This is a genomic window from Zavarzinia sp., from assembly GCF_049306435.1.
GTDB lineage: Bacteria > Pseudomonadota > Alphaproteobacteria > Zavarziniales > Zavarziniaceae > Zavarzinia.
The window spans coordinates 1-24,602 of record NZ_JBAQRT010000209.1; the positions used below are offsets into that span (position 1 = coordinate 1).

23 protein-coding genes are annotated in these 24,602 nt (G+C 64.5%); 15 read left to right on the plus strand and 8 right to left on the minus strand.

Annotated features, from left to right (window positions below; genetic code table 11):
- The 7 genes from WAZ62_RS11755 to WAZ62_RS11785 form a co-directional block, all read right to left on the minus strand.
- A partial coding sequence (locus WAZ62_RS11755; protein WP_422643708.1) for an SDR family NAD(P)-dependent oxidoreductase occupies positions 1 to 213 on the minus strand: 213 nt, incomplete at its 3' end.
- Between the two features lie 4 nt (positions 214 to 217).
- The gene (dmpG, locus tag WAZ62_RS11760) at positions 218 to 1,276 is read right to left on the minus strand and encodes a 4-hydroxy-2-oxovalerate aldolase (RefSeq protein ID WP_422643709.1); all 1,059 of its coding nucleotides are present in this window, start codon (positions 1,274 to 1,276) and stop codon (positions 218 to 220) included.
- Positions 1,273 to 2,205 (minus strand): acetaldehyde dehydrogenase (acetylating), encoded by a 933-nt coding sequence (locus WAZ62_RS11765; RefSeq protein WP_422643710.1) that lies wholly within the window; start codon positions 2,203 to 2,205, stop codon positions 1,273 to 1,275. Before WAZ62_RS11765 ends, dmpG begins: the two co-directional genes overlap by 4 nt.
- Complete coding sequence (locus tag WAZ62_RS11770) at positions 2,202 to 2,432, minus strand: tautomerase family protein (protein ID WP_422643711.1); 231 nt, start codon at positions 2,430 to 2,432, stop codon at positions 2,202 to 2,204. The genes WAZ62_RS11765 and WAZ62_RS11770 overlap by 4 nt, the downstream gene beginning before the upstream one ends.
- Positions 2,433 to 2,455: 23 nt before the next feature.
- Positions 2,456 to 3,253, minus strand: a complete 798-nt coding sequence (gene dmpH, locus WAZ62_RS11775) for a 2-oxo-3-hexenedioate decarboxylase (RefSeq protein ID WP_422643712.1) — start codon at positions 3,251 to 3,253, stop codon at positions 2,456 to 2,458.
- On the minus strand, positions 3,250 to 4,047 hold the full coding sequence (gene dmpE / locus WAZ62_RS11780; protein WP_422643713.1) for a 2-oxopent-4-enoate hydratase: 798 nt from the start codon (positions 4,045 to 4,047) through the stop codon (positions 3,250 to 3,252). The genes dmpH and dmpE overlap by 4 nt, the downstream gene beginning before the upstream one ends.
- Before the next feature lie 7 nt (positions 4,048 to 4,054).
- Positions 4,055 to 5,515 (minus strand): 2-hydroxymuconic semialdehyde dehydrogenase, encoded by a 1,461-nt coding sequence (locus WAZ62_RS11785; RefSeq protein ID WP_422643714.1) that lies wholly within the window; start codon positions 5,513 to 5,515, stop codon positions 4,055 to 4,057.
- Between the two features lie 248 nt (positions 5,516 to 5,763).
- On the opposite strand from WAZ62_RS11785, the gene WAZ62_RS11790 reads away from it, so the two are divergent.
- Positions 5,764 to 7,428, plus strand: coding sequence for a sigma 54-interacting transcriptional regulator (locus WAZ62_RS11790; RefSeq protein ID WP_422643715.1), 1,665 nt, complete (start codon positions 5,764 to 5,766; stop codon positions 7,426 to 7,428).
- On the opposite strand, the gene WAZ62_RS11795 is transcribed toward WAZ62_RS11790, so the two are convergent.
- A complete protein-coding gene (locus tag WAZ62_RS11795; protein WP_422643716.1) occupies positions 7,398 to 8,351 on the minus strand; it encodes a LysR substrate-binding domain-containing protein in 954 nt (317 codons plus the stop codon). The genes WAZ62_RS11790 and WAZ62_RS11795 overlap by 31 nt on opposite strands.
- Positions 8,352 to 8,591: 240 nt before the next feature.
- On the opposite strand from WAZ62_RS11795, the gene WAZ62_RS11800 reads away from it, so the two are divergent.
- The 14 genes from WAZ62_RS11800 to WAZ62_RS11865 all read left to right on the plus strand — a co-directional run bounded on the left by WAZ62_RS11800 (position 8,592) and on the right by WAZ62_RS11865 (position 24,598).
- Entirely contained in the window at positions 8,592 to 10,235 is a 1,644-nt protein-coding gene (locus WAZ62_RS11800) for a DUF1302 domain-containing protein (protein WP_422643717.1), read from the plus strand.
- A gap of 30 nt (positions 10,236 to 10,265) precedes the next feature.
- On the plus strand, positions 10,266 to 11,618 hold the full coding sequence (locus WAZ62_RS11805; RefSeq protein WP_422643718.1) for a DUF1329 domain-containing protein: 1,353 nt from the start codon (positions 10,266 to 10,268) through the stop codon (positions 11,616 to 11,618).
- A gap of 85 nt (positions 11,619 to 11,703) precedes the next feature.
- Positions 11,704 to 12,861, plus strand: a complete 1,158-nt coding sequence (locus tag WAZ62_RS11810) for a WD40/YVTN/BNR-like repeat-containing protein (protein WP_422643719.1) — start codon at positions 11,704 to 11,706, stop codon at positions 12,859 to 12,861.
- A gap of 35 nt (positions 12,862 to 12,896) precedes the next feature.
- Positions 12,897 to 15,278 (plus strand): efflux RND transporter permease subunit, encoded by a 2,382-nt coding sequence (locus WAZ62_RS11815; RefSeq protein ID WP_422643804.1) that lies wholly within the window; start codon positions 12,897 to 12,899, stop codon positions 15,276 to 15,278.
- A gap of 232 nt (positions 15,279 to 15,510) precedes the next feature.
- A complete protein-coding gene (locus WAZ62_RS11820) occupies positions 15,511 to 16,440 on the plus strand; it encodes a catechol 2,3-dioxygenase (RefSeq protein WP_422643806.1) in 930 nt (309 codons plus the stop codon).
- 14 nt (positions 16,441 to 16,454) lie between these two features.
- Positions 16,455 to 16,733, plus strand: coding sequence for a phenol hydroxylase subunit (locus tag WAZ62_RS11825; RefSeq protein ID WP_422643720.1), 279 nt, complete (start codon positions 16,455 to 16,457; stop codon positions 16,731 to 16,733).
- 33 nt (positions 16,734 to 16,766) lie between these two features.
- Positions 16,767 to 17,759, plus strand: coding sequence for an aromatic/alkene monooxygenase hydroxylase subunit beta (locus WAZ62_RS11830; protein ID WP_422643721.1), 993 nt, complete (start codon positions 16,767 to 16,769; stop codon positions 17,757 to 17,759).
- A gap of 14 nt (positions 17,760 to 17,773) precedes the next feature.
- Positions 17,774 to 18,043, plus strand: a complete 270-nt coding sequence (locus WAZ62_RS11835) for an MmoB/DmpM family protein (protein ID WP_422643722.1) — start codon at positions 17,774 to 17,776, stop codon at positions 18,041 to 18,043.
- A gap of 14 nt (positions 18,044 to 18,057) precedes the next feature.
- The gene (locus WAZ62_RS11840) at positions 18,058 to 19,578 is read left to right on the plus strand and encodes a YHS domain-containing protein (RefSeq protein ID WP_422643723.1); all 1,521 of its coding nucleotides are present in this window, start codon (positions 18,058 to 18,060) and stop codon (positions 19,576 to 19,578) included.
- Between the two features lie 53 nt (positions 19,579 to 19,631).
- Entirely contained in the window at positions 19,632 to 19,988 is a 357-nt protein-coding gene (locus WAZ62_RS11845) for a phenol hydroxylase subunit P4 (RefSeq protein ID WP_422643724.1), read from the plus strand.
- 1 nt (position 19,989) lies between these two features.
- Positions 19,990 to 21,048 (plus strand): NADH:ubiquinone reductase (Na(+)-transporting) subunit F, encoded by a 1,059-nt coding sequence (locus WAZ62_RS11850; protein WP_422643725.1) that lies wholly within the window; start codon positions 19,990 to 19,992, stop codon positions 21,046 to 21,048.
- A gap of 412 nt (positions 21,049 to 21,460) precedes the next feature.
- Complete coding sequence (locus tag WAZ62_RS11855; RefSeq protein ID WP_422643726.1) at positions 21,461 to 22,627, plus strand: transporter substrate-binding domain-containing protein; 1,167 nt, start codon at positions 21,461 to 21,463, stop codon at positions 22,625 to 22,627.
- Between the two features lie 14 nt (positions 22,628 to 22,641).
- Positions 22,642 to 23,250, plus strand: coding sequence for an ANTAR domain-containing response regulator (locus WAZ62_RS11860; RefSeq protein WP_422643727.1), 609 nt, complete (start codon positions 22,642 to 22,644; stop codon positions 23,248 to 23,250).
- 307 nt (positions 23,251 to 23,557) lie between these two features.
- Positions 23,558 to 24,598, plus strand: a complete 1,041-nt coding sequence (locus tag WAZ62_RS11865) for an aliphatic amidase (protein WP_422643728.1) — start codon at positions 23,558 to 23,560, stop codon at positions 24,596 to 24,598.
- The last annotated feature ends 4 nt before the right edge of the window (positions 24,599 to 24,602 follow it).

Below are 24,602 nucleotides of genomic sequence, written 5' to 3' on the forward strand. Positions count from 1 at the left end.
CGCCGGCAGCGCGGCGCGGATGCGGGGGATCGCCTCGTCGTCGCCGATATCGGCGGTACAGGCGATCAGGCCCGGATGCTGGTCGGCCAGGGCCTCCAGCGCCTGAAAGCTACGGGCGACGGCGACCACCGTCAGCCCGGCCTTGATCAGGCGGGTGACGATGGCGCCGCCGAACGCCCCGGAGGCGCCGACGACGACGGCGGTGCCGGTCATCGCTTCAGGCCCCGGCCTGCGCCGGCTCACGCAGCAGGCCGCGATCCTTGGCCATGGTCATGGCGGTGTCCTGGATCATGTCCTCCTGGCCACCGATCATCTTCTTGCGGCCGAGTTCCATCAGGATGTCCCGGGCCGAAATGCCATAGGCCTGCGCCGCTTTCTTGGCGTGCAGCAGGAAGGTCGAATAGACCCCGGCATAGCCGAGCGTCAGCGACTCCCGGTCGACCCGGACCAGGTGATCCATCATGGGCAGGACGATATCCTCGGCGACATCCATCAGTTTGAACAGGTCGACACCAGTCTCGATCCCCATGCGGTCGCAGACGGCGGCGAAGACTTCGAGCGGCGTGTTGCCGGCGCCGGCGCCAAGACCCGCGACCGAGCCGTCGATCCGGCTGGCGCCCGCCTCGATCGCGGCGATCGAATTGGCGACGCCCATGCCGAGATTGTGGTGGCCGTGGAAGCCGATCTCGGTCGCCGGATCGAGCACGTCGCGCAGGGCCGAGACGCGGTCCTTCACATCATCGGGCAGCATGAAGCCGGCGGAGTCGGTGACATAGACCGTCTGCGCGCCATAGGATTCCATCAGCTTGCCCTGCTGCGCGATGCCGGCGGCATCGTTCAGATGGGCCATCATCAGGAACCCCGTGGTGTCCATGCCGAGCTTGCGGGCATAGGCGATGTGCTGGGGCGAGGTATTCGCCTCGGTGCAATGGGTAGCGACATGGACGCTGCGCGCGCCCGCGTCATGGGCCGCCTGCAATTCCTTCATCGTGCCGAGGCCGGGGATCAGCAGGACCGAGACCTTGGCCTGGGTCATCTTTTCGGCGACCGCCGCGATATAGGCTTCGTTGCTGGCGAGGGCGAAGCCGTGCTGCACCGAATTGCCGCCGAGGCCGGCGCCATGGGTCACCTGAATATAGGGGATGCCGGCGCCGTCGAGGGCGGTCGCCAGTTTCACCATCTGCTCGACGCTGATCTGCTCGCGCTTGGCATGCATGCCGTCGCGCAGGCACATGTCGTGCAGGGCGACCTTGCGGCCGTTCAGGGAGCTGGTCATTGGGCGGCCTCCGTCGCGAGGGAGCGGGTGGGTTCGAGGGTCAGGGTGCCGGCGATGATTTCTTCGGCGAACATCTCGGCGGTGCGCGTCGCGGCGGCGGTCATGATGTCGAGATTGCCGGCATAGGTCGGCAGATAGTCGCCGAGGCCCTTCACCTCCATGAAGACCGAGACCTTGTCGCCCTCGAAGGCGGGGCCGTTCACCAGCCTGTAACCGGGGACATATTTCTGCACCTCGGTGATCATCTGCAGGACCGAACGGGTGATGGCCGCCTGGTCCGGTTCGTCGTCGGTCAGGCAGTAGATCGTGTTGCGCATGATCATCGGCGGCTCGGCCGGGTTGATGATGGCAAGGGCCTTGCCCTTGCGGGCGCCGCCCACTTTTTCCACCGCGTTCGAGGTCGTATAGGTGAATTCGTCGAGATTGGCCCTGGTGCCCGGGCCGATGGATTTCGAGGCGAGGCTGGCGACGATCTCGGCATAGCGCACGCCCTGCACGCGCGAGACGGCGTGGACGATGGGGATCGTCGCCTGGCCGGCGCAGGAGATCATGTTGACGTTCATGACCTTCTGGTCGGTATAACTCTTGAGGTTCACCGGCGGCACGCACAGGGGGCCGATGGCGGCCGGCGTCAGGTCGATCATCAGGACGCCGAGCGCGTTCAGCTTGCGGCTGTTCTCGGCATGGACATAGGCCGAGGTCGCGTCGAAAGCGATCTGGATATCGTCTTCGAGGACATGGGGCAGCAGGCCGTCGACTCCTTCGGCCGTCACCTTCAGGCCCATGTCGCGGGCCCGCGCCAGGCCTTCGGATTCAGGGTCGATGCCGACCATCCACACGGGCTCCAGCACCGGGCTGCGCTGGATCTTGTAGATGAGATCGGTGCCGATGTTGCCGGAGCCGATCAGGGCGCAGCGGATCTTCTTCATGCCGAATGTTCCTTGGCCGAGCCGTTGACGGCGGCGCTGTCCTTGGCGGGTTTGCGCGCGATGCCGGCGACATAGAATTCGTCAGCTTCGTGTTCGGTGATCAGGATGCGGACGGACTCGGGCTTGACGCCGAGAGCACCGATCACCGCTTCGGTGATCGCGCTCGCCGCGCGCTGCTTCTGTTCGCTGGTCCGCCCTTCGAGCAGGTGCATTTCGATGATGGGCATCGCGGGACTCCGGGGATGGTCGATCAGTCGACGAAACGGATGGAAACGCTGCCGAGGTCCTGGTAGCGCGCGGTGATGGTGTCGCCGGGCTTCACCGGGATGGCTTCGGTGATGCCGCCGCTCATCACGAAACTGCCGGCGGGCAGGGTCTCGCCCAGGTCGTGCAGGATGTTCACCAGCATGGCGACCGCTTCGGCCGGATGGCCGAGCACGGCGGCGGCGGCGGCGAAGGTGATCATTTCGCCATTCTTTTCCATGACGACGCCGATCGTCGGCAGGTCGAGATCGGCGGTGCGGCGCGGCCGGCCGCCGCCGACGAAGAGCGCGGCCGAGCCATTGTCGGCGACGACGCTCTCGAGGTCGAACTTGAAGCCGGAGAAGCGGGAATCGATGATCTCGATCGCCGGCAGCACGAAATCGGTGGCGGCCAGCACATCGGCGGCGGTGCAGCCCGGACCCGCCAGATCCCTGGCGGTCATGAAGGCGACCTCGCATTCGACGCGGGGGTGGATCAGGCCCTTCACCGAAACCTCGGAACCCTCGGGCCGCGCCATCCGATCGGTCAGGAAGCCGATCGAGGGGACGTTCACCCCCATCTGGATCATCTTGGCGCGGGAGGTGAGTCCGGCCTTCCAGCCGATCAGCTTGTGACCTTTGGCGATATAGCGCCGGCGCAGCGAGGACTGCACGGCATAGCCGTCGTCGAGGGTCATGCCCGGATATTCCTCGGTCAGCCGGGGAATGGCGTGGCCTCCGACCTGCGCGCCTTCGACGCGCTCGGTCAGGCGGGTGATGTCTTCGGCGGTCAATGTAACGGTCATGCCGCGCTCTTTCCCGAGAAGGCGACCCGGCAGGCGCCGAGCCCGCCGATGGTGCAGGTGAGAACATCGCCGTCGACGACGGAGACGAGGGCGGATTGCGAGCCGGACAGGATCACTTCCCCGGCGAGGAACGGAATGCCGAGGGCGCCGAGCGTGTTCGCAAGCCAGGCCACGGCGTTGGCGGGCGAGCCTTGAACGGCCGCGCCGCAGGCGGTCGAGAACAGTTCGCCATTCTTCTCGAGGACCATGCCGGCGAGGGCGAGGTCGATGTCCCGCGGATCGCCCCGGACGTCGCCGAGGACATAGACGCCGCAGGAGGCATTGTCGGCCACCGTGTCGCGGATGCCGATCTTCCAATTGTGGATGCGGGAATCGACGATCTCGAAACAGGGGGCGACGTAATCGGTGGCGTGGATCACGTCCATGGCCGTGATGCCGGGACCCTTCAGGTCGCGCTTCAGCACGAAGGCGAGTTCAGCCTCTGCCTTCGGCTGGATCAGCGCGTTCAGGTCGATGGTCTCGCCCGCCTTGTAGACCATGCCCGAGGTGAGCTGGCCGAAGTCCGGCTGATAGACGCCGAGCAGGTTCTGCACCGCCTTCGAGGTCACGCCGATCTTCTTGCCGACGATGGTCTCGCCCGCCGCGACGCGCCGCGCGATGAAACGCTCCTGGATGCGATAGGCATCCTCGAGGGTCAGTTCGGGGATGCGCTCGGCGAGGGGGGCCAGGGTGTGGCGCCCGACAAAGGCTTCGTAGAGTTCATCGCCGCAACGGGCGATCATGTCCGCGCTCATAGCGACCTCACAGCTTGATGCAGACATTGCTGGTCTCGGTGTAGAACTCGAGGGAATGGACGCCACCCTCGCGACCGATGCCCGACATCTTGCTGCCGCCGAAGGCGGTGCGCAGGTCGCGCAGGAACCAGGAATTCACCCAGACGATGCCGACCTCGATCGCCGCCGCCATGCGGTGGGCACACGACAGATTGGTGGTCCAGATCGTGGTCGACAGGCCGTAATCGTTGGCATTGGCGAGGGCGATCACCTCGGCTTCGGTGTCGAAGGGGCGGATGTGGCAGCAGGGACCGAAGATTTCCTCGCGGACGACCGTGGCCGTCTCGGGCAGGCCGGTCCAGATCGTCGGCTGCACCCAGTGGCCACCGGCAAGATCGGCCGGCATGTCGGGCACGCCGCCGCCGGTCACCACGGTCGCGCCTTCCTCGACCGCCTTCCGGTAATAGGACAGCACCTTCCGCTTGTGTTCGGCGCTGATCAGCGGGCCGTAGTCGGTTCCCTTGGTCTCGGGCCGGCCGAAATTGACGCCCTCGACCTTTGCCTTCAAGGCGGCGACGAAACGCTCGAAGATGGGCCGCTGGACATAGACCCGCTCGGTCCCGAGACAGACCTGTCCGGTGTTGAGGAAGGCGGAGCGGAAGATCCCGTCCACCGCCTTGTCGAAATCGGCGTCGGCGAAGACGATGCCGGCGTTCTTGCCGCCCAGCTCGAAGGAAACGTCGCGGATCCCTTCCGCCGCCGCCTTCATGATGGCGGTGCCCGTGCCGGTCTCGCCGGTGAAGGTGATGGCGTCGACGCCGCGGTGCCGGGTCAGCAATTCGCCGGCGGAGCCGGGACCGAAGCCGTGGACCACGTTGAACACACCCTTGGGGATACCCACGGTGTTCATCACCTCGCCGAGCAGGGTCGTCGTCAGCGGGGTTTCCTCCGACGGCTTGACGACGACGGCGTTGCCACAGGCCATCGCCGGCCCGACCTTCCAGGTCATCAGCAGGAAAGGCGCGTTCCAGGGGGCGATCACCGCGATCACCCCCTTGGGCCGGCGCAGGCCATAATTGATCGCGCCCGCGCCGTCCGGCGTCGGCAGGACGAAACTCTCGGTCGGGACGTTCTTCACGACGTCGGCGAAGACCTTGAAGTTGGCGGCGCCGCGCGGGATGAAGGCATGGGTCATCACATGATGCGGCTGGCCGGTATCGGCCATTTCGGCGGCGACGAAATCGTCGAAGCGCCGGGTGATCTCGTCGGCGACGCCGTGCAGCAGGTCGCAGCGCTGGTCGGTGGTCAGACGACCCCATTCGCCCTTGAGGGCGGCGCGGCCGGCGAGCACGGCGGCATCGACCTCGGCGGCGCCCGCCTCGGAGATGGAGGCGATGACCGTGCCGTCGACCGGCGCGATCTTGTCGAAGCGGCGCCCGCTGGCGCTGCCGGTGAATTGGCCGTCGATGAAATTCTGAACCTGACGCATGGTTCCCCCTTGAGCCCGGCGCATTGCCTGTCCCGTGACACGGACGGCATGGCCGATGTGGTTTGGCCGTCAGCATAGGAAGCGGAAGGGATACCCGTCTAATACTAAGCAGACAGTGAGTTGATACCGGAAAGGTATGGATCGGCCGTTCAGTTTGTGCTTGCCAGCAAGGCCCGCTTCATGGCCCGAATGAGGAAAGCGGCCGGCGAAAAGGCCGCGTGGGACGTGGAAACGGGGGAATTCTGGGAATGCTGCGCAAAAGGTTGATCGAACAGTTCAACCTCCGCTCCCGGTTGAAATTCGATGTCGAGGACGGCCGTATCTGGCTGGACGAGAACCGGATGCTGCTGGTGCACGCCAAGGCGCTGGCCGCGGTCCGCCACGAGCTGTTCGAGACCCTGGGGCCGCGGCGGGCGCAAGGGGTGCTCATGCGCATGGGCTTCGCCACCGGGCGCCAGGATGCCGATCTCGCCACCAAGCTGGTGGGGGCCGGAGACGATTACGACGTCTTCAACATCGGCCCCGTGCTGCACGGTTTCGAAGGCGTGGTGAAGAGCGAAATCACCGAAGCCGAAATCGACTGGGAGAAGGGCAGTTTCTTCGGCACCGTCGAGATGGAAGGCTCGTGGGAGGCGGAATGCCACATCGAGCATTACGGTGTCGGCGGCGAATGCGCGTGCTGGAGCATCTTCGGGCACGCATCAGGTTATGTCAGCCAGTTCTTCCGCCGCTTCATCGTCTTCCGCGAGGTGAAATGCGTGGCGCGGGGCGACGATCGCTGCGTGATGGTGGCCCGCCCGGCCGAAGCCTGGGGCGACGATCCCTTCCTCGACAATTTCAAGTCGGCCGAAGGGGATGCGCCGTTCCGTGAACTCGAGGCGGAATTGTCCAGCCTGCGCGGCCGGCCACCCTCGCGACAACCGCCGGGGCGGCTGGTCGGCGCTTCGCCCGGGTTCCGGGCGGCGTTCGATCGGATGGCCAAGGCGGCCAACACGCCGGTTACCGTGCTGCTGCTGGGCGAGACCGGGGTGGGCAAGGAGATGTTCGCCCGCTGGCTGCACGACAACAGCCCTCGGGCCGGGGGCCCCTTCATCGCCGTCAACTGCGGCGCGATCCCGACGGATCTGATCGAATCCGAACTTTTCGGCGTGCAGCGCGGCGCTTACACGGGGGCGCAGCAGTCGCGCCCTGGTCGCTTCGAGCGGGCCGATGGCGGCACATTGCTGCTCGACGAGGTGGGTGACCTCAGCCTCGCCGCCCAGGTCAAGCTGCTCCGCGTGCTGCAGACCGGCGAGGTGGAGCGACTGGGCGACGACCGGCTGCGCAAGGTGAAGGTCCGGGTGATCGGGGCGACCAATGTCGATCTCAAGCAGGCGGTGGCGGCCGGGCGTTTCCGGGCCGATCTCTATTACCGGCTGGCGACCTATCCGGTCGAGATCCCGCCGCTGCGCGAGCGGAAATCGGATATCCCATTGCTCGCCGTGGCGATGCTCGAGCGCCTGTCGACGCTCTATGGCAAGACATTCCTCGGTATCAGTGACTGGGCGCTGCAGGTGCTGCAGGACCATGACTGGCCGGGCAATGTGCGCGAGCTGGAAAACCTGGTGGAACGCGGCGTGATCCTGGCGCCCGATGGCGGCTGGATCGAGGCGGAACATCTGTTCCCCGATGGTCCGCTGCAGGGCATGGGCGGCGTCGCCGTCGATCTGCACGGCCATGTCGGCGAAGCCGCGGCGGACGAGGGGATCTACGCCGATCTGCTGACCGAGGGGTTCGATCTCCAGGCCCATGAGCATCGCCTGCTGCGCCTCGCCGCGGAACGGGCCAGGGGCAATCTGACCCAGGCGGCCCGCATTCTCGGCATCACGCGGCGGCAGCTTGCCTATCGGTTGAAGCGGGGCGGCGTCGATTGAGACCCGCCAGATAACGCATCGGCCTGTTTCGGCAGGCTTTCGCGAAAGGCGCGCATGGTCCCCAGGAAGGCGGCGAGAATGGGCGACTCGTCCCCGCTCCGGTAGATGCAGCTGAGGTCGACCGACCAATGGGCCGGCCGCTCCGCGATCGGGCGGAAGACGACGCCGGGCAGGGTCAGCGCGGTCAGGGATTTCGGCACGATGCAGATGCCAAAGCCCGATGCCACCAGGGCGACCCCGGTCACCGCGTCGCCAACCTCCTGCGTGATCCTGGGAAAGAAGCCGACCTCGGCGCAGATCGCGATCACCTTGTCGATGAAATTCGGCCGCCCCTCGCGCGGGAACAGGATCAGGGGATGATCCTCGAGGGCGCTGAAGGGAATGCTGTCCAGCCGTGACAAGGGGTGTTTCTCGTTCACCGCCAGCAGCAGCGGCTCGGTGAACACAAGCTCGCTGGTCAGGTCGGGCAGGGGGGCGAGGAGCCGGTTGAAGCCGACATTGATGCGGCGTTGGCGCAGCGCCTCGATCTGTTCGGCCTTGCCCATCTGGTGCAGATGGACCTTCACCCCCGGATAGGTCTCGGTGAAGGCCAGCATGATCTTTGGAATGGCATCGATGATGCCCGAGCCGAAAATCGCGACATCGAGCCGGCCGAGACGCCCCCGCGCCGCCTGCAGCGTGCGCTCCGTCGCCTGTTCGAACAGAAGCTCGATATTTCGCGCTTCTTCGAGAAACAGGCGGCCGACCGCCGTCAACTCCATGCCCTTCGGCGTCCGGGTGAAGAGGGCGACGCCCAGTTCATCCTCGATCTGCTTGATCTGGCGGGTCAGCGGCGGCTGGGAGATATGCAGGCGCCGGGCCGCCCGGCCGATATTCTCTTCCTCCGCGACGGCGATGAAATATTTCAACTGCCGGAAATCCATTTTTCCCTCCCGGGCCCGATCCGCGAGCCTCATACCGATACGGTATCAAGTGGCGTCCGCAACGGTATTGGACAGTATGCAGCACGATTCATAACGTGGCCATGGGCAGGATGTCCGGCCGCTCGAAATGGGGGCTGCGGCCATCGCTGCATCGACAAATTTAAAGAAAAGGCCGGGACAGGCCGCACGGAGGACGCGATGGCAGGGGGATCTATGCCTCGGCATGACAGGAATAATTCGATGGCCACGGCTGTTTCCGCGATCGCCTTGGCGATCGTCGTCGGAACTTCCGTTTCCGCTTCCGCGGCGCCGATCGAAACGGGCAATCCGGATATCGCGATCTACTTCGACAATACGCTGAAATACTCGCTCGGCTGGCGTGTCGAGGAGCCGTCGGGTCAGGTGGCGAATAATTCGATCGGGGTCCAGGCCAATACCGACGACGGCGACCTGAATTTCGACAAGGGGCTGATCTCGAACCGGGTCGACCTGCTCAGCGAATTCGGCCTGACCTACAAGCGCGACTTCGGTTTCCGGGTCAGCGCCGCGGCCTGGTACGACGACGAATACATGGGCAAGAACGACAATCCGGGCGCCTTCGGCGGTGCCCTGGTGAACACGACCAGCGCGCCCTACAACCGTTTCTCGGACGAGGCCCAGGACCTGCACGGTCAGAACGCCGAACTGCTCGACGCTTTCGTCTTCGGCAAGATCGCCATCGGCGATACCGGCCTCAACATCCGGGCCGGTCGCTTCACCCAGCTCTATGGCGAGAGCCTGTTCTTCGGCTCGAACGGCATCGCCGCGGCGCAGACGTCGCTCGATCTGGTCAAGGCGCTGTCGGTGCCGAACTCCCGCTTCCAGGAAATCCTGCGCCCCATCGGCCAGGTCACGGGGCAGATCCAGATTTCGTCCGAACTCTCGGTCGGCGCCTATTATCAGCTCGAATGGCGCAAGACCCGCCTGCCGGCCGCCGGCAGTTACTTCAGTTTCGCCGATTTCGTCGACGACGGCGGCGAGACCCTGATCCTCGGCCCGGGCGCGGTCGCCTATCGCGGCTCGGACAAGGATGCCCGCGACCAGGGCCAGGGCGGCGCCCAGATCCGCTGGTCCCCGGGCGATGTCGAATATGGTTTCTATGTCGCCAATTTCCACGACAAGATCCCGCAGTTCTACGTCCGTCCGGGCGTCAATGTGAAGCCGGGCACCATCGGCGATTACATGCAGGTCTTCGGCGAAGACATCTTCACGGTGGGCGCCAGCGCCAGCACGCTGATCGGCGATACCAATGTCGCGGGTGAAGTCTCCTTCCGCGACAACATGCCCCTCGTCGCCAGCGGCAACGCGGTGATCATTCCGGGCAATACCACGGCGGATGGCGGCGACAACCCGGCCTTCCCCGTTGGCCGGACGCTCCATGCCAATCTCTCGGCGATCTCGGTCTTCAACGAGAGTCTGCTGTGGGACGGCGCCTCGGTCATCGGCGAATTCGCCTATAACAACCGTCTCTCGATCGACAAGAACGCCGACCAGCTCGATCCCCTGGCGACCAGGGACGCGGGCGCGATCCAGTTCATCTTCACGCCCGAATATTTCCAGGTCCTGCCCGGCGTCGACCTGCAGGTGCCGATCGGCGTTTCCTACGGCCTGTTCGGCCGCTCGTCGGTCAATGGCGTGCTCTTCCCCTCGGAAGGCGGCGGCGTGATCAGCCTTGGCCTCAAGGCCGACTACCAGAAGACCTGGCAGGCCAGCCTCAGCGTTGCCCATTACTACGGCTCGGAAGGCTCGATCGTGCTCTACGACACGGCGGTGCCCGAGCTGTCCTACAAGAACTTCCATGGCGACCGCGATTTCATCGCCCTGTCGATCCAGCGCACGTTCTGAGAACATAAAAGTTACACGGAGGAAAACCGGATGAACAAGCTGAAAGCAGCCCTGGTGACGCTTGCCGCCATGACGGCGCTGTCGGGCGCCGCCTTCGCCGCGACGACGGCGGACGAGGCGGCGAAGCTGAAATCGGTCCTGACGCCGCTCGGCGCCGAGAAGGCCGGCAATGCCGATGGCTCGATCCCCGCCTGGGACGGCGGGCTCAAGGACCTGCCGGTCTCGGGCGCGATGGGCGATATCCCGACCGAAATCTTCGCCGGGGAAAAGCCGCTGTTCCAGGTCACCGCGGCGAACATGGCCCAGTATGATGCCCTGCTCAGCGACGGCACCCGGGCTCTCCTGAAGAAATTTCCCGAGAGCTTCCGGCTCGATGTCTACCCGAGCCATCGCACGGCGCGGGCGTCGCAGGCGGTCTACGACCATACGTTCGCCAACGCGACCAACTGCCAGGCGATCGATGCCGGTCTGTCGCTGAAGGGCTGCATCGGCGGCATTCCCTTCCCGGTGCCGGCTTCCGGTGCCGAGGTGATGTGGAACTACCTAATGCGCATCGAGGCCCCCTCGATCGAATACAGCTTCAAGAATATCGTCGGCAACGCCGACGGCACCCACACGCTGGCGACGCGCAACCAGATCTCGTTCCAGTATCCGTTCTATTACCCGGACGCCACGGCGGACGGGTTCAAGGGCGAATACGCCATGCTGCGCTTCAACACCCTGGAGCCGCCGTTCAAGGCCGGCGAATCCCTCGTCATCCGCGACAGCATCGATCCGGGCGATCCGCGCAAGGCCTGGCAGTATCTGGTCGGCCAGCGCCGGGTGCGCCGGGCGCCCACGGTCGCCTATGACACGCCGGATTTCGTCGCCTCGGGCGCCAATTACTTCGACGAGGTGCAGGGTCTGTTCGGCGCGCTGGATCGCTACACCTGGAAGCTGGTCGGCAAGAAGGAGTTGCTGATCCCCTATAACAGCAATGGTTTCATCGGCGCGAGCGAGGCCGATGCGGTCGCCAAGAACCACCTCAATCCCGACAAGGTCCGCTGGGAACGTCACCGTGTCTGGGTGGTCGAGGCGAGCGTCGCCGAAGGCAAGCGCCATGCCGTGCCGAAGCGCACCTATTATCTCGACGAGGATACCTGGCTGCTGTCCCTGATGGATGGTTACGATGCCGAAGGCAAGCTGTGGCGCACGACGCAGATGACGCCCTTCATCGTTCCCGCGATCCCGGCGACCATCGTCAAGACCGCGACCGTCTTCAATCTTCAGGCCAATACGATGAGCGTGATCCAGGCCCTGAATGGCGAGACCTTCAAGGTCGTGCCGCAGAAGCCGGAAACCTATTTCACCGGCGACGCGGTCGCCGCTGAAGGTATGCGCTGACGCTGGACAGGGGCCCGCCCGCCAGGGGCGGGCCCGACCGGCCCCGCGTGACGGGGCCTGCTTGATGGGAAACGACAAGATGGTAATGCCCACGGTGTTTGGCGGGCGACGCCCCCTCCTTGCCTTCGCGGCTCTGGTGCCGGTGCTCGTCCTTGCCCTTGGTCCGGGCGAAGGCAGGGCGCAGGGCGAGGCGGGGGCGGTGACGGCGGCCATCGTGCCCGATCTGATGGATCTGCCCGCCGCCGCCAATCCGCGCGCGACGCAGATGCTGCAACTGGCGATCGCCCGGGCCGGCCAGCGGCTGGTCTCGGTCGGGGAAGGCGGCATCGTGCTTCTGTCGGACGATAGCGGCGCCAGCTGGCGCCAGGCGTCATCCGTGCCGGTCAGCGTGACCCTGACCGATGTGACCTTCGTGGATGCGAAACAGGGCTGGGCCGTGGGCCACGGCGGTATCGTCCTGCATACGGCTGACGGCGGCGAAACCTGGACGCGCCAGCTCGACGGCAATGGCGCCGCCAGGGCCGTGATGGCCGAGGCGGAAGCCCTGAAGGCGGCGGGCGATCCCGCGGCCGACGGCGCGCTTCGCAATGGCACCTACATGATCGCGGACGGGCCGGACAAGCCCTTCCTGGGCGTCACCTTCATCGACGACAGGCGCGGCTGGATCGTCGGCGCCTATGGCCTCGCGCTCGAGACCCGCGATGGCGGTGCTTCCTGGCAATCGATCACGGCGCGCATCCCCAATCGGGGCGGCAAGCATCTCTACGGCGCCGCGCGCCTGGGCGATGGCCTCGTCATCGCCGGGGAGCAGGGGGCGCTCTTTCTCGCCGCCGGGTTTGATGACGTCTTCAGTGCTGTCGAGAGCCCTTACGAGGGCACGTTCTTTGGCCTGCGGGCGCTTCGGGACGGCGGCGTTCTCGCCTTCGGTCTGAAAGGAAACGCCTGGCGTGCCGGTCCCGGACTGGCGGACTGGCGGCGCGTCGATCTTGGCGCCGAGGTCACGGTCACGACCGGGCTTCGCCTCGGCGATGGCAGCCTTGTCCTTGGCGATGAAAGCGGCCGCCTGCTGCGCAGCACCGACGAGGCCCTGAGCTTCGCCGCCATACCCCTGTCCGGTGGCTCTGGCCTCACGGCCGTGATGCAGGCGCCGGACGATACCCTGGTGGCTTCAGGCCCGCGCGGCAACCGCCGCGTCACCCCCAACGCCCAGGCCCCCAATTCCAAGGCAGAGGAGGCCTATTGATGGCCCACGCCCCCGCAAGCTCCGTCGGCCCCGTCATCGCCCGGCTGGAAGATTTCGATCAGAAATCCGGCACGCTGATGGAGCGCGCCTTCTTCAACAACCGGCTGATCGTCATCCTGCTGTGTCTGCTGATAACCGCCTTTCTGGGCTGGCGCAGCGGCGATCTCAGGCTGAACGCGGCCTTCGAGAAGATGATCCCCACCGGGCATCCCTATATCGCCAACTATCTGGAAAACCGGAAGCAGCTGGCCGGCATGGGCAATTCGCTGCGCATCGCGGTCGAGACGAAGAATGGCACCATCTTCGATGCCGCCTATCTCGAGACCCTGCGCCAGTTGAACGATGAACTCTTCCTGCTGAACGGTGTCGACCGGCCCTACATGAAATCGCTCTGGGCCCCGGCGGTCCGCTGGAGCGGCGTGACCGAGGAAGGGCTCGATGGCGGCCTCGTGATCCCCGATGATTACAAGGGCACGCCCGAAGATCTCGAACAGGTCCGCCTCAATGTCGAGCGTTCGGGCGAGATCGGGCAGCTGATCGCCGCCGACTACCGCTCCAGCATCATTCTGGTGCCGCTGCAGGACCGCATCGCCGAGACGGGCGAGCGTATCGATTATTACGCCGTCTCCGAACGGATCGAGGAGTTGCGCGGCAAATACGAGAAGGATGGCATTCTTATCCATGTGACCGGCTTCGCCAAGGTGGTCGGCGATCTGATCGCCGGCCTGAAGCAGGTGCTGATCTTCTTCGCCGCCGCGATCGCGATCTGCACCGCGGTCCTGTTCTGGTACACGCGCTGCATCCGCTCGACCCTGCTTGTCGTCCTGTGCTCGCTGATCGCGGTGATCTGGCTGCTCGGCCTTTTGCCGCTGCTTGGCTATGAACTCGATCCCTATTCGATGCTGGTGCCCTTCCTCGTCTTCGCCATCGGCATGAGCCACGGCGCCCAGAAGATGAACGGCATCATGCAGGACATCGGTCGCGGCACACAGAAGCTGGTCGCCGCCCGTTACACCTTCCGCCGCCTCTTCCTCGCCGGCCTCACCGCGCTGCTGGCCGACGCGGTCGGCTTCGCCGTCCTCATGGTCATCGACATCAAGGTGATCCAGGATCTGGCCGTCACCGCCAGCATCGGCGTCGCCGTGCTGATCTTCACCAATCTCGTGCTGTTGCCCATTTTCCTGTCCTATACCGGGGTCAGCCAGGCCGTCGCCCGCCGCTCGCTCCGCGCCGAACTGGCCGAGGCTGGCGATGCCGGCCACAAGAAACACCCCTTCTGGGCTTTCCTCGACCTCTTCACCCGGCGGCGGGGCGCGAGCATCGCCGTTGTCCTTGGCGCCTTGATGGGGATCGGCGGTCTTCTCGTCGCGCTCGATCTCAAGATCGGCGATACCGATCCCGGCGCGCCCGAGCTGCGCGCCGACTCCCGCTACAACCGCGACAATGCCTTCATGGTGCGGAATTACGCGGCCAGCAGCGATGTCTACATCGTCATGGTGCGGACGCCCCAATATGCCTGCGCGCATTACAACACGCTGATGGCGGTCGATGCGCTGGAGCGCGAACTCCGCCGTCTGCCGGGGGTGGAGACGACCAGTTCGCTGGCGGGCCTTGCCAAGACCGCCAACGCGGGCATGAGCGAGGGTAGCCTGAAATGGTATGCCGTGCCCCGTTCGCAGGACATGCTGAACGCGATCATCACCCGCGCCCCGCGCGAGTTGTTCAACCAGAACTGCGACCTGCTCGCCGTCTACGCCTATCTGAAGGACCACCGGGCCGACACGCTGGACGCCGTTGTCGCCGTGGTCGAAGCCTTCTCCGCGAAATACAACACGGCCGACATCCGCTTCCTCAGCGCCGCCGGCAATGCCGGCATCGAGGCGGCGACCAATATCGTCGTGAAGCAGGCCAACCGCGAGATGCTGTTCCTCGTCTATGCCGCGGTGATCGTGCTCGCCTTCGTCACCTTCCGGTCGTGGCGGGCGGTGGTCTGCGCGGTGGTGCCCCTCATCATCACCTCGATGCTGTGCGAGGCGCTGATGGTCTGGCTCAACATCGGGGTCAAGGTCGCGACCCTGCCGGTCATCGCCCTCGGTGTCGGTATCGGTGTCGACTATTCGCTCTATGTGATGACGGTGACGCTGGCGCGGCTGCGCGAGGGCATGACGCTGTCGGAAGCCTATTACCGGGCGCTCGTCTTCACCGGCAAGGTCGTGGTGCTCACCGGCATCACCCTTGGCATCGCGGTGGCGACCTGGGCGCTGTCACCGATCAAGTTTCAGGCCGACATGGGCATCCTGCTCGCCTTCATGTTCGTCTGGAACATGGTTGGTGCCCTGGTACTGCTGCCGGCGCTCGCGCACTTCCTGCTGCGCCCGGCGAAACCGGAAGCGGCCCTGGTCGCGAAGGCCGCATGACAATGCGTCATGGTGCGGCGCAGCTTTACGGATTTGTCAGGGCCTTCGCGGGGCCTGACAAATCCGTCGGGAAAACCCTGGCTCATACCGCATTGCGGCATAGTAAATTCAATGATTCCAATGGCTTGGCGGATTGGCACGGTTCGTGCTGATGTAACGGTGTGGCGGTGTCCGGGAGTAACCGGGTTCCGCTGGCCAAGAAGCAGATCGCAACGGGAGGAATAACATGGCGATGACGGGCGTTCTCCGTCCTGGGCACGCACAGCTCAGGGTTCTCGACCTCGAGAAAAGCGTGCATTTCTACCGGGACATCCTCGGTCTGGTCGAGACCGGACGGGACCATCTGGGTCGGGTCTATTTCAAGTGCTGGGACGAGCATGATCACAGCAGCCTGATCCTCTCGGCTTCCGATTCCGCCGGTGTCGACTTCGTCGGCTTCAAGGTCCTGGACGCCGCGACCCTCGACCGGCTGGAAAAGGATGTGCGCGCCTTTGGCCTGCCGACCGAACGCCTGCCGGCCGGCGATCTTCTGGAAACCGGCGAGCGCGTGCGCTTCCGCCTGCCGACGGGTCATCTGTTCGAGCTTTATGCCGAAAAGACCCGGATCGGCAACGGCCTGCCCAAGATCAATCCGCCGCCATGGTCGCCCGACGCGGATCGCGGCATGGCGCCCACCCGCTTCGATCATTGCCTGCTTTACGGGCCCAATGTCGCCGGCAACAAGGAATTGTTCGTCAAGGTTCTCGGTTTCAACCTCGTCGAACGCATCCTGGGCCCCGAGGAAGCGGGCGAGCCGGAAATCGGCATCTTCATGTCGTGCTCGCACAAGACCCATGACATCGCCTTCGTCGAATACCCCGAGCCGGGCAAGCTGCATCATCTCTCGTTCCGCATGCCGACCTGGGAGCGAGTGCTGCGTGCCGGCGACATCATGGGCATGAACAAGATACCGATCGACATCGGCCCGACCCGTCACGGCGTCACCCGCGGCGAGACGATCTATGCCTGGGACCCCTCGGGTAACCGCTTCGAGACCTTCGCCGGCGGCTACGAACCCTATCCCGACAGCGATCCCATCACCTGGACGTTCGACGGCTTTGCCCATGGGCTCGATTACCCGCAGGGCAAGTTGCACGAGACGTTCCTGACGGTCGTGACCTGAACGGGGCCGGGGCCATGGAGCGGGAAGGGGCAGGCGGAGGCGCCACGGCGATCGATACCGATCGCCGCTTCGTCCGGGTGCGGTCGCTGCGGCCGGACGGTTTCGTCGAATTCGAATTCGCCCTGGGCGAGCCCGAACTCTTCGTCGAACTCGTGCTGCCGCCCGATGCGTTCGACGAGTTCTGCGCCGCCAACAAGGTGCAGTTCCTGCCGCCGGACGATGATGGCGAGGAACCGCCCCGGGACGACTGGGCCTGGCGTCTCGCGGACGCGCGGGAAATCCGCTTCCGCTGACCGCCGCCGTAACGAAAGACAAGGGAGACAGCAATGCAGATCGATCTTCGGACGGTCACCATCGAGCCGCAGCGCGTGGCCTTCGACCATCTGATCCGGCGCTTCGGCAACAAGCCGGCATCGCGCTATCAGGAAGGCACCTACGACATTCAGGCGGCGGAGAACCTGCACTATCGTCCGACCTGGGCGCCGGATCAGGAACTCTACGACAAGGGCATCACCCGGATCGTGATGCGCGACTGGTATGATCTCAAGGACCCGCGCCAGTTCTTCTACAATACCTATACGCTGACCCGCGCCCGCCAGCAGGACGCGGTCGAGGCGAATTACAAATTCATCGAGGGCAAGGGCCTCGCCGGCATGATCGCGCCCGATCTGCGGGAAAAGGCGCTTTCCGTCCTGGTGCCGCTGCGCCATGTCGCCTGGGGCGCCAACCAGAACCATACCTTCGTCTGCGGTTATGGCTATGGCGCGGCCTTCACCCAGCCCAGCATCTATCAGGCGCTCGATAATCTGGGCATCGCGCAATATCTCTCGCGCATCGGCCTGATGCTGGGCGGCCTCGATGCCCTGACACAGGGCAAGGAAGCCTGGATCGGCGATCCGGCGTGGCAGGACCTGCGCCGCTATGTCGAGGATTGCCTCGTCACCCGCGACCCCTTCGAGCTGTTCATCGCCCAGAATGTCGCCCTCGACGGCCTGCTCTATCCCCTTGTCTATGGTGACATGGTCGATGGCGCCTGGGCGAGCGAGGGCGGCTCGACCATCGCGCTGGCCACCCAGTTCATGTCCGACTGGTTCGACGAGACCCGCAAATGGGTCGACGCCGTGGTGAAGACCGCCGCCGCGGAATCCGCCGCCAACAAGGATGTGCTGACCGGCTGGATCGCGAGCTGGGGCGAGCGCGCGGCGCGCGCCCTGCTGCCGGTCGCCCGCCTCGGCCTTGGCGATCAGGCGGAAGCGGTGATGGACGAACGCCGTGCCGATCTCGCCGCCCGCCTCGCCAAGACCGGTATCAAGCTGTGATCGGGGAAAACGCCATGTCGCAAGTCTTCATCGCCCTGCAGACGAACGAGGAAACGAGGCCGATCATCGAGGCGATCGAGGCCGACAATCCGAAGGCCGTCGTCACCCGCGATCCGGCGATGGTCCGCATCTCGGCGCCGGGGCAGCTCGTCATCCGCAAGGATACGATCGAACAGAACCTGGGGCGCGATTTCGACCTCCAGGAAATCCACATCAACCTGATCACGCTGAGCGGTCACGTCGACGAAGACGACGAGACCCTGACGCTGCACTGGGATCGCTGAGAAGGAGCGCCGCCATGGACATGAAGGCCCCCGAAAAGAAACTGGGCATCAAGGAAAAATACCGTCTGCTCACCCGCGACCTGGCGTGGCAGCCGACCTATCGCAGCGAGAAGGAAATCTATCCCTATCTCGATTACGAAGGCATCAAGATCCACGACTGGGACAAGTGGGAAGATCCGTTCCGCCTGACCATGGACGCCTACTGGAAATATCAGGGCGAGAAGGAGCGGAAGTTCTACGCCATCATCGATGCCCACGCGCAGAACAACGGCCATCTCAACATCACCGATGGCCGCTATCTCTCGGCGCTGAAGATCTTCCTGCAGGCGATCAGTCCGGGCGAATACGCCGCGCACAAGGGCTTCGCCCGGGTCGGCCGGGAATTCGCCGGGGCCGGCACCCAGGTCGCCTGCCAGATGCAGGCGCTGGACGAAATGCGCCACGCCCAGACTCAGATCCACGCGCTGTCGAACTACAACAAGTATTATAGCGGCTTCCACGCCTTCGCCGAAACCCGGGACCGCATCTGGTACACCTCGGTCGCGCGCTCATTCTTCGACGATTCGATGGCGTCGGGACCTTTCGAGTTCCTGATCGCGATCGGCTTCTCGTTCGAATATGTCCTGACCAACCTCCTGTTCGTGCCCTTCATGTCGGGTGCCGCCTATAATGGCGACATGGCGACCGTGACCTTCGGCTTCTCCGCCCAGTCGGACGAAGCCCGTCACATGACCCTTGGCCTCGAGTGCATCAAGTTCATGCTGGAGCAGGACCCGGACAATCTGCCGATCGTGCAGAAGTGGATCGACAAGTGGTTCTGGCGCGGCTTCCGCGTGCTTGGCCTCGTCAGCACCATGATGGATTACATGCTGCCCAAGCGCGTGATGTCCTGGCGCGAGGCGTGGGAAATCTATGGTGTCGAGAATGGCGGCGCGCTGTTCAAGGACCTGGCCTTCTACGGCATTCGCCCGCCCAAGGGCTGGGAAGACGCGGGCAAGGCGATCGATCACATGTCGCATCAGTTCATGCTGGGCTTCTACCAGTGGCGCTTCGGCACCGCCTTCCACAGCTGGATCCCATCGGACCAGGACATGGACTGGCTGTCGCAGAAATATCCGACCACCTTCGACAAATACTACCGGCCGCGCTGGGATTACATCAAACGCGCGGAGGCCGAGGGCAAGCCGTTCAAGAACTTCGGCCTCGCCAAACTGTGCCAGTGCTGCCAACTGCCCTGCGTCTTCACCGAGCCGGACGACGCCTCGGTGCTGTGCCACCGCCAGACCACCCACAAGGGCGAGATCTATCATTTCTGCTCCGATGGCTGTCAGGAGATCTTCGAGGACGAGCCCGAGAAATACGTCCAGGCCTGGCTGCCCATGCCGCAGTTGTTCCAGGACCCGGTGAACGGCGACCTCGCCGCCTGGATGGACTGGGCGCATCTGACCGATGGTCTCGACAACGGCGAATACCAGGGCTCCAGCGATCAGCTGAATTTCGATCGCTGGCGCGGCCTCGCCACCAGCAACACCTGACGGACAGGGGGCGGCGTGATCCGCCGCCCCGCATATAACGGGAGGATACGAAAATGACCGTCGCAGCCCGCGCACCCTATGACTTCAAGCCCCGCGACCTGATGGAGAATTTCCACGGCAAGCAGATCGTCTATGCCGCCTGGGACGGGCACCTGCTGTTCGCCGCGTCGTTCCTGATCTGCGTGCCGCCGGAGACGAGCTTTCGCGAACTGGTGGAAGGGCCGCTGGCCCAATTGCTGTCGATCGATCCCGACGCCGCCGCGATCGATTGGGCGGCGGTCCAATGGCTGAAGGGCAATCAGCCCTTCACCCCCGAATTCGACCAGAGCCTCGTCGCCAATGGCATCGGCCACAAGGAACAGATCCGGTTCCGCACGCCGGGGCTGAACAGCATCACGGCGGCGGCGTGACATGGCTTACGAGCTGACGATTCAGCCGCTCGGCACCACGATCGAGATCGAGGAGGGGCAGACCATCCTCGATGCCGCGCTGCGCGCCGGCATCTATCTGCCTCACGCCTGCTGCCATGGCCTTTGCGCCACCTGCAAGATCGACGTGGTGGAAGGCGAGGTCGATTACGGCGAAGCCTCGAGCTTCGCCCTGATGGATTTCGAGCGCGCCGAGGGCAAATGCCTCGCCTGCTGCGCCCGGCCGGAAAGCGACCTCGTGATCGAGGCCGAGATCGAGGAAGACCCGGACGCGCGGAACCTGCCGGTGAAGGATTTCGCCGGCACGGTCGCCCGTGTCGACGATCTGAGCCCGACCATCAAGGGCGTGTGGATCCGTCTGGACGATCCCGCGTCCTTCGTCTTTCAGGCGGGGCAATATGTGAATCTCGAACTGCCCGACGGCATCGGCACTCGGGCCTTCTCCGTCGCCTCGCCCCCGGGGGCGGCGGAGGTCGAACTGAACATCCGCATCGTTCCGGGCGGGCGGGGCACCACCTATGTCCACGAGACGCTGAAAGCGGGGGACCGTATCCGTTTCTCCGGGCCTTACGGCCGTTTCTTCGTGCGGAAATCGGCGCGGGTGCCGATGATCTTCATGGCCGGCGGCTCGGGCCTGTCCAGCCCGCGTTCGATGATCCTCGACCTGCTGGCGGAAGATTGCTCGCTGCCGATCACCCTCGTCTACGGCCAGCGTCACCGGGGCGAGCTTTACGATCATCAGGAATTCCTCGAACTGGCGGCGAAACACCCCAATTTCACCTATGTCCCCACCCTGTCGGACGAACCCGCGGGCAGTGACTGGGCCGGTTTCCGGGGCTTCGTGCATGATGCGGCCAGAGCGCATTTCGACAATGATTTCCGCGGTCACAAGGCCTATCTCTGCGGTCCGCCGCTGATGATCGAAGCCTGTATCGGCACGCTGATGAAAGGCCGCCTGTTCGAGCGCGACGTCTATACCGAGAAATTCCTTTCGGCCGCCGACGCCCAGCAGGTGCGCAGTCCGCTGTTCAAGGCGATCTGACGACGGAAGGGCACCGCGATCGGTCGCGGTGCCCGAAGGCGTGGCTTTTTGAACAGGGTCACCGGCGCTGCCAAGGGCTGCGATTTTCCTGCTTTCTGCAACTTTAGACTACCGCTATGCTCGCTTTGCGCCTTCCCGCGCGGGTTTCCCGATCCTGGGCTGATCCGGATCCGGGGGCGTCATGGGGTGGCCGGAACCATGCTGAATCTCTGTCTTGTCCGGGTGCCGTTGGCCGGAAGGCCATGACCGGTGACAGGAAAACGAGCGTCGCGGTCGAAAATGCGCGCATCCTGCGGAACAATTCTTTATTCTGGATGCCTGCCCTTCGACCAACAATGTTCTCGGGGTATCGAGCAATGCAGCTCTGGCCGGATTTTCCGGGCAGGGCTTTTTTTATGTGTGAGGTGGGGTGATGGTGGACAGGTGGCCGAGCGGGGATCCCTTGCGGATCGGTGCGTTGTTTTCGAGGACAGGGGTCACCGCCGACGTCGAGACCACCGAATTGAAGGGTACTCTCCTCGCCATCAAGGAGATCAATGAAGCCGGCGGGGTGCGCGGCCGCCCGATCGAGGCCGTCGCCTATGACCCCTGCTCGGACCCGAAGATGTTCAAGCGCCTCGCCGAGACCTTGATGGATAAGGACGGCATCCGGACCATCGTCGGCTGCTACATGTCGACGACGCGGAAGGCGATCGTGCCCGTCGTTGAAAAGCGGCGGGGCCTGCTGCTCTATCCCATTCTTTACGAAGGCTTCGAATATTCGCCGAATTGCATCTGCACCGGCGCCGTGCCCAACCAGAACACGATCCCGCTCGCCCGCTATCTTCTCGAGAATTTCGGGGCGCGCTTCTATCTGATCGGCTCCAACTATGTCTATGCCTACGAGCAGAACCGGGTCATGACCGATTATGTCCGCGTGTGCCGGGGCAAGGTGCTGGAGGAGCGCTATCTGAATCTCAATTCATCGCGCGCGGATTTCGATGCGGTTGTCGCGGATATCGTGAAGCAGCAGCCCGATGTCATCTTCTCGACCGTCGTCGGGGACCAGACCACGCATCTCTATCAGGCCTATCGCGCCGCCGGGCTCGATCCCGCCAGAATGCCGATCGCCAGCCTGACCACGGGCGAGAACGAGGTGGTCGCCATGGGCAGCGAGGCGGCCGAGGGCCACATCACGGCCGCGACCTTCTTCGAGGTGATGGACCGGCCGGCCGCGCGCCGCTTCGTCGCCGCCTACAAGGACATGCATGGTGCCGATGCGCCGGTGCCGGCGACGGCGGAGGCCGCCTATTTCCAGATGCACATGCTGGCACGGGCCATGGCCGAGGCGGGGTCGGACGACCCGGAAATCTTCCGCAGCTATCTGGTCGGGCGGGATTTCGACGCGCCGCAAGGCGCGGTTCGGGTCGATCCCGAGAATAATCACACCTATATCTGGCCAAGGGTCGCGCGCATCGAGGCGTCGGGGCGGTTCCGGATCGTGCTCGACGCGACACGGCCGGTTAAACCCGATCCCTATTTCGTGTCGTCAAATACAAGCAGCTGGGATACGGGCGTCACCTTCGTTCGTGTGGGTTGAGGGGAGCATTCGCCTTGGCCAATCCGTTGATCAAGGGGCTCCGTGACCTCTCCGTCGTGGTGGTGCACGCGCCCGACGAGGAGGGGCATGGCCTGGTGCAGCATCTGCATCGCATCGGCTGTCCGGTCGAGGCGCTGTGGCCGCCGCCGGCCAAACTGTCCGGCGATGTCGACGTGCTCATGGTCGTGTTCGCCCATGAACACCGGCCGGCGATCGAGCGCCTGCTGCGCAGCCTGCGCAACCAGCCGGTCACCATCGTCGCCGTGGTCGATTACGAGAATCCGACGACCCTCCAGATGGTGCTGGACAGCGGGGCCCATGCCGTCATCGAGAAGCCGGTGCGCCCCTTCGGCCTTCTGACCAATCTCGCCCTCGGCCGTGACATCTGGCGTCGCGAGGTGGAGGCCGAGCAGCGGGTGCAGAAGCTGGACCGCAAGCTGAACGGAATGCGCAAGATCGGCCGCGCCAAGTCGATCCTGATGCAGACCCAGAACCTGAGCGAGGATGACGCCTACAAGCGTCTGCGCGATCAGGCGATGGCGAAGCGCACGACGATGGAAGACATCGCGGTCGCGATCATTAATGCATTTGAGCTCTTGAACGGCGACGCGAAAGAGGATTAGACTTTTCCCACGTCAGGAGCCCAATGTTGTGCGTCCCCTGACAAGGCATGGAAGCCTTCGGCCCCTTCTGGGGGCGGAAGGCTTTTTTTGTTTCAACCTGCTCCTGCAATGATGCCGGGGCGGTGGCGGCGATGACGCCCGTTCGGATCCCCATGCGGGAGCCGGCGGGCTTTTTTGTTTCCGATACGTCCCCCCGGGGACGGCAGATGGCGGGAAGTACGGCGCGGGCCCTGTCCGGCGCCGAGGGGAAGTCTTTGTCCAGAGCCGAGCGGGTTGGCCCGCCGGTCCAGATCATACGGAGGCGGCGATGTTTCACGGCGATATTTGCAGCAGCAACGACACGGTCGGTGTCGCGGTCGTCAACTACAAGATGCCCCGGCTGCACACCAGGGCCGAAGTGCTGGAGAACGCCGGCAATATCGCCAGGATGATCGATGGCATGAAGGTCGGCCTGCCCGGCATGGATCTGGTGATCTTCCCCGAGTACAGCACCCACGGCATCATGTATGACGCCAAGGAAATGTACGAAACGGCCTCGACCATTCCGGGCGACGAGACCGAGATCTTCGCCGCCGCCTGTCGCCGCAACAAGGTCTGGGGCGTGTTTTCCCTCACGGGTGAACAGCACGAGGAACATCCCAACAAGGCGCCCTACAACACCCTGATCCTGATGAACGATCAGGGCGAGATCGTGCAGAAGTATCGCAAGATCATGCCCTGGGTTCCGGTCGAGGGCTGGTATCCCGGCAATTGCACCTATGTCTCGGAAGGGCCGAAGGGCCTGAAGGTCAGCCTGATCATCTGCGACGATGGCAATTACCCCGAGATCTGGCGCGACTGCGCCATGCGCGGCGCCGAACTGATCGTGCGCTGCCAGGGTTACATGTATCCGGCCGCCGAACAGCAGGTGGTGATGGCGAAGGCGATGGCCTGGGCCAACAACTGCTATGTCGCCGTGGCCAATGCCACCGGCTTCGACGGCGTCTATTCCTACTTCGGCCATTCCGCCCTGGTCGGCTTCGATGGCCGTACCCTCGGGCAATGCGGGACCGAGGATTATGGCATCCAGTATGCCCAGCTCTCGACCTCGCTGATCCGCGACGCGCGCCGCACCGGCCAGAGCCAGAACCATCTGTTCAAGCTGGTCCACCGTGGTTACACCGGCCTGATCAATTCCCGCGAGGGCGACAAGGGCGTGGCGGAATGCCCCTTTGAATTCTATCGCAACTGGGTGACCGATCCCGATGGCACCCGGGAGAAGGTCGAATCCTTCACCCGCACCACGGTTGGCGTCGACGAATGCCCGATCGACGGCATTCCGAACGCCAAGACCGTGGCCCATCGCTGAGGCC

Bases quoted from the DNA above. Each gene is read 5' to 3' on its own strand.
- dmpG (WP_422643709.1), bottom strand. From the start codon at position 1,276: ATGACCAGCTCCCTGAACGGCCGCAAGGTCGCCCTGCACGACATGTGC.
- WAZ62_RS11765 (WP_422643710.1), bottom strand. From the start codon at position 2,205: ATGAAGAAGATCCGCTGCGCCCTGATCGGCTCCGGCAACATCGGCACC.
- WAZ62_RS11770 (WP_422643711.1), bottom strand. From the start codon at position 2,432: ATGCCCATCATCGAAATGCACCTGCTCGAAGGGCGGACCAGCGAACAG.
- dmpH (WP_422643712.1), bottom strand. From the start codon at position 3,253: ATGACCGTTACATTGACCGCCGAAGACATCACCCGCCTGACCGAGCGC.
- dmpE (WP_422643713.1), bottom strand. From the start codon at position 4,047: ATGAGCGCGGACATGATCGCCCGTTGCGGCGATGAACTCTACGAAGCC.
- WAZ62_RS11785 (WP_422643714.1), bottom strand. From the start codon at position 5,515: ATGCGTCAGGTTCAGAATTTCATCGACGGCCAATTCACCGGCAGCGCC.
- WAZ62_RS11790 (WP_422643715.1), top strand. From the start codon at position 5,764: ATGCTGCGCAAAAGGTTGATCGAACAGTTCAACCTCCGCTCCCGGTTG.
- WAZ62_RS11795 (WP_422643716.1), bottom strand. From the start codon at position 8,351: ATGGATTTCCGGCAGTTGAAATATTTCATCGCCGTCGCGGAGGAAGAG.
- WAZ62_RS11800 (WP_422643717.1), top strand. From the start codon at position 8,592: ATGGCCACGGCTGTTTCCGCGATCGCCTTGGCGATCGTCGTCGGAACT.
- WAZ62_RS11805 (WP_422643718.1), top strand. From the start codon at position 10,266: ATGAACAAGCTGAAAGCAGCCCTGGTGACGCTTGCCGCCATGACGGCG.
- WAZ62_RS11810 (WP_422643719.1), top strand. From the start codon at position 11,704: ATGCCCACGGTGTTTGGCGGGCGACGCCCCCTCCTTGCCTTCGCGGCT.
- WAZ62_RS11820 (WP_422643806.1), top strand. From the start codon at position 15,511: ATGACGGGCGTTCTCCGTCCTGGGCACGCACAGCTCAGGGTTCTCGAC.
- WAZ62_RS11825 (WP_422643720.1), top strand. From the start codon at position 16,455: ATGGAGCGGGAAGGGGCAGGCGGAGGCGCCACGGCGATCGATACCGAT.
- WAZ62_RS11830 (WP_422643721.1), top strand. From the start codon at position 16,767: ATGCAGATCGATCTTCGGACGGTCACCATCGAGCCGCAGCGCGTGGCC.
- WAZ62_RS11835 (WP_422643722.1), top strand. From the start codon at position 17,774: ATGTCGCAAGTCTTCATCGCCCTGCAGACGAACGAGGAAACGAGGCCG.
- WAZ62_RS11840 (WP_422643723.1), top strand. From the start codon at position 18,058: ATGGACATGAAGGCCCCCGAAAAGAAACTGGGCATCAAGGAAAAATAC.
- WAZ62_RS11845 (WP_422643724.1), top strand. From the start codon at position 19,632: ATGACCGTCGCAGCCCGCGCACCCTATGACTTCAAGCCCCGCGACCTG.
- WAZ62_RS11850 (WP_422643725.1), top strand. From the start codon at position 19,990: ATGGCTTACGAGCTGACGATTCAGCCGCTCGGCACCACGATCGAGATC.
- WAZ62_RS11855 (WP_422643726.1), top strand. From the start codon at position 21,461: ATGGTGGACAGGTGGCCGAGCGGGGATCCCTTGCGGATCGGTGCGTTG.
- WAZ62_RS11865 (WP_422643728.1), top strand. From the start codon at position 23,558: ATGTTTCACGGCGATATTTGCAGCAGCAACGACACGGTCGGTGTCGCG.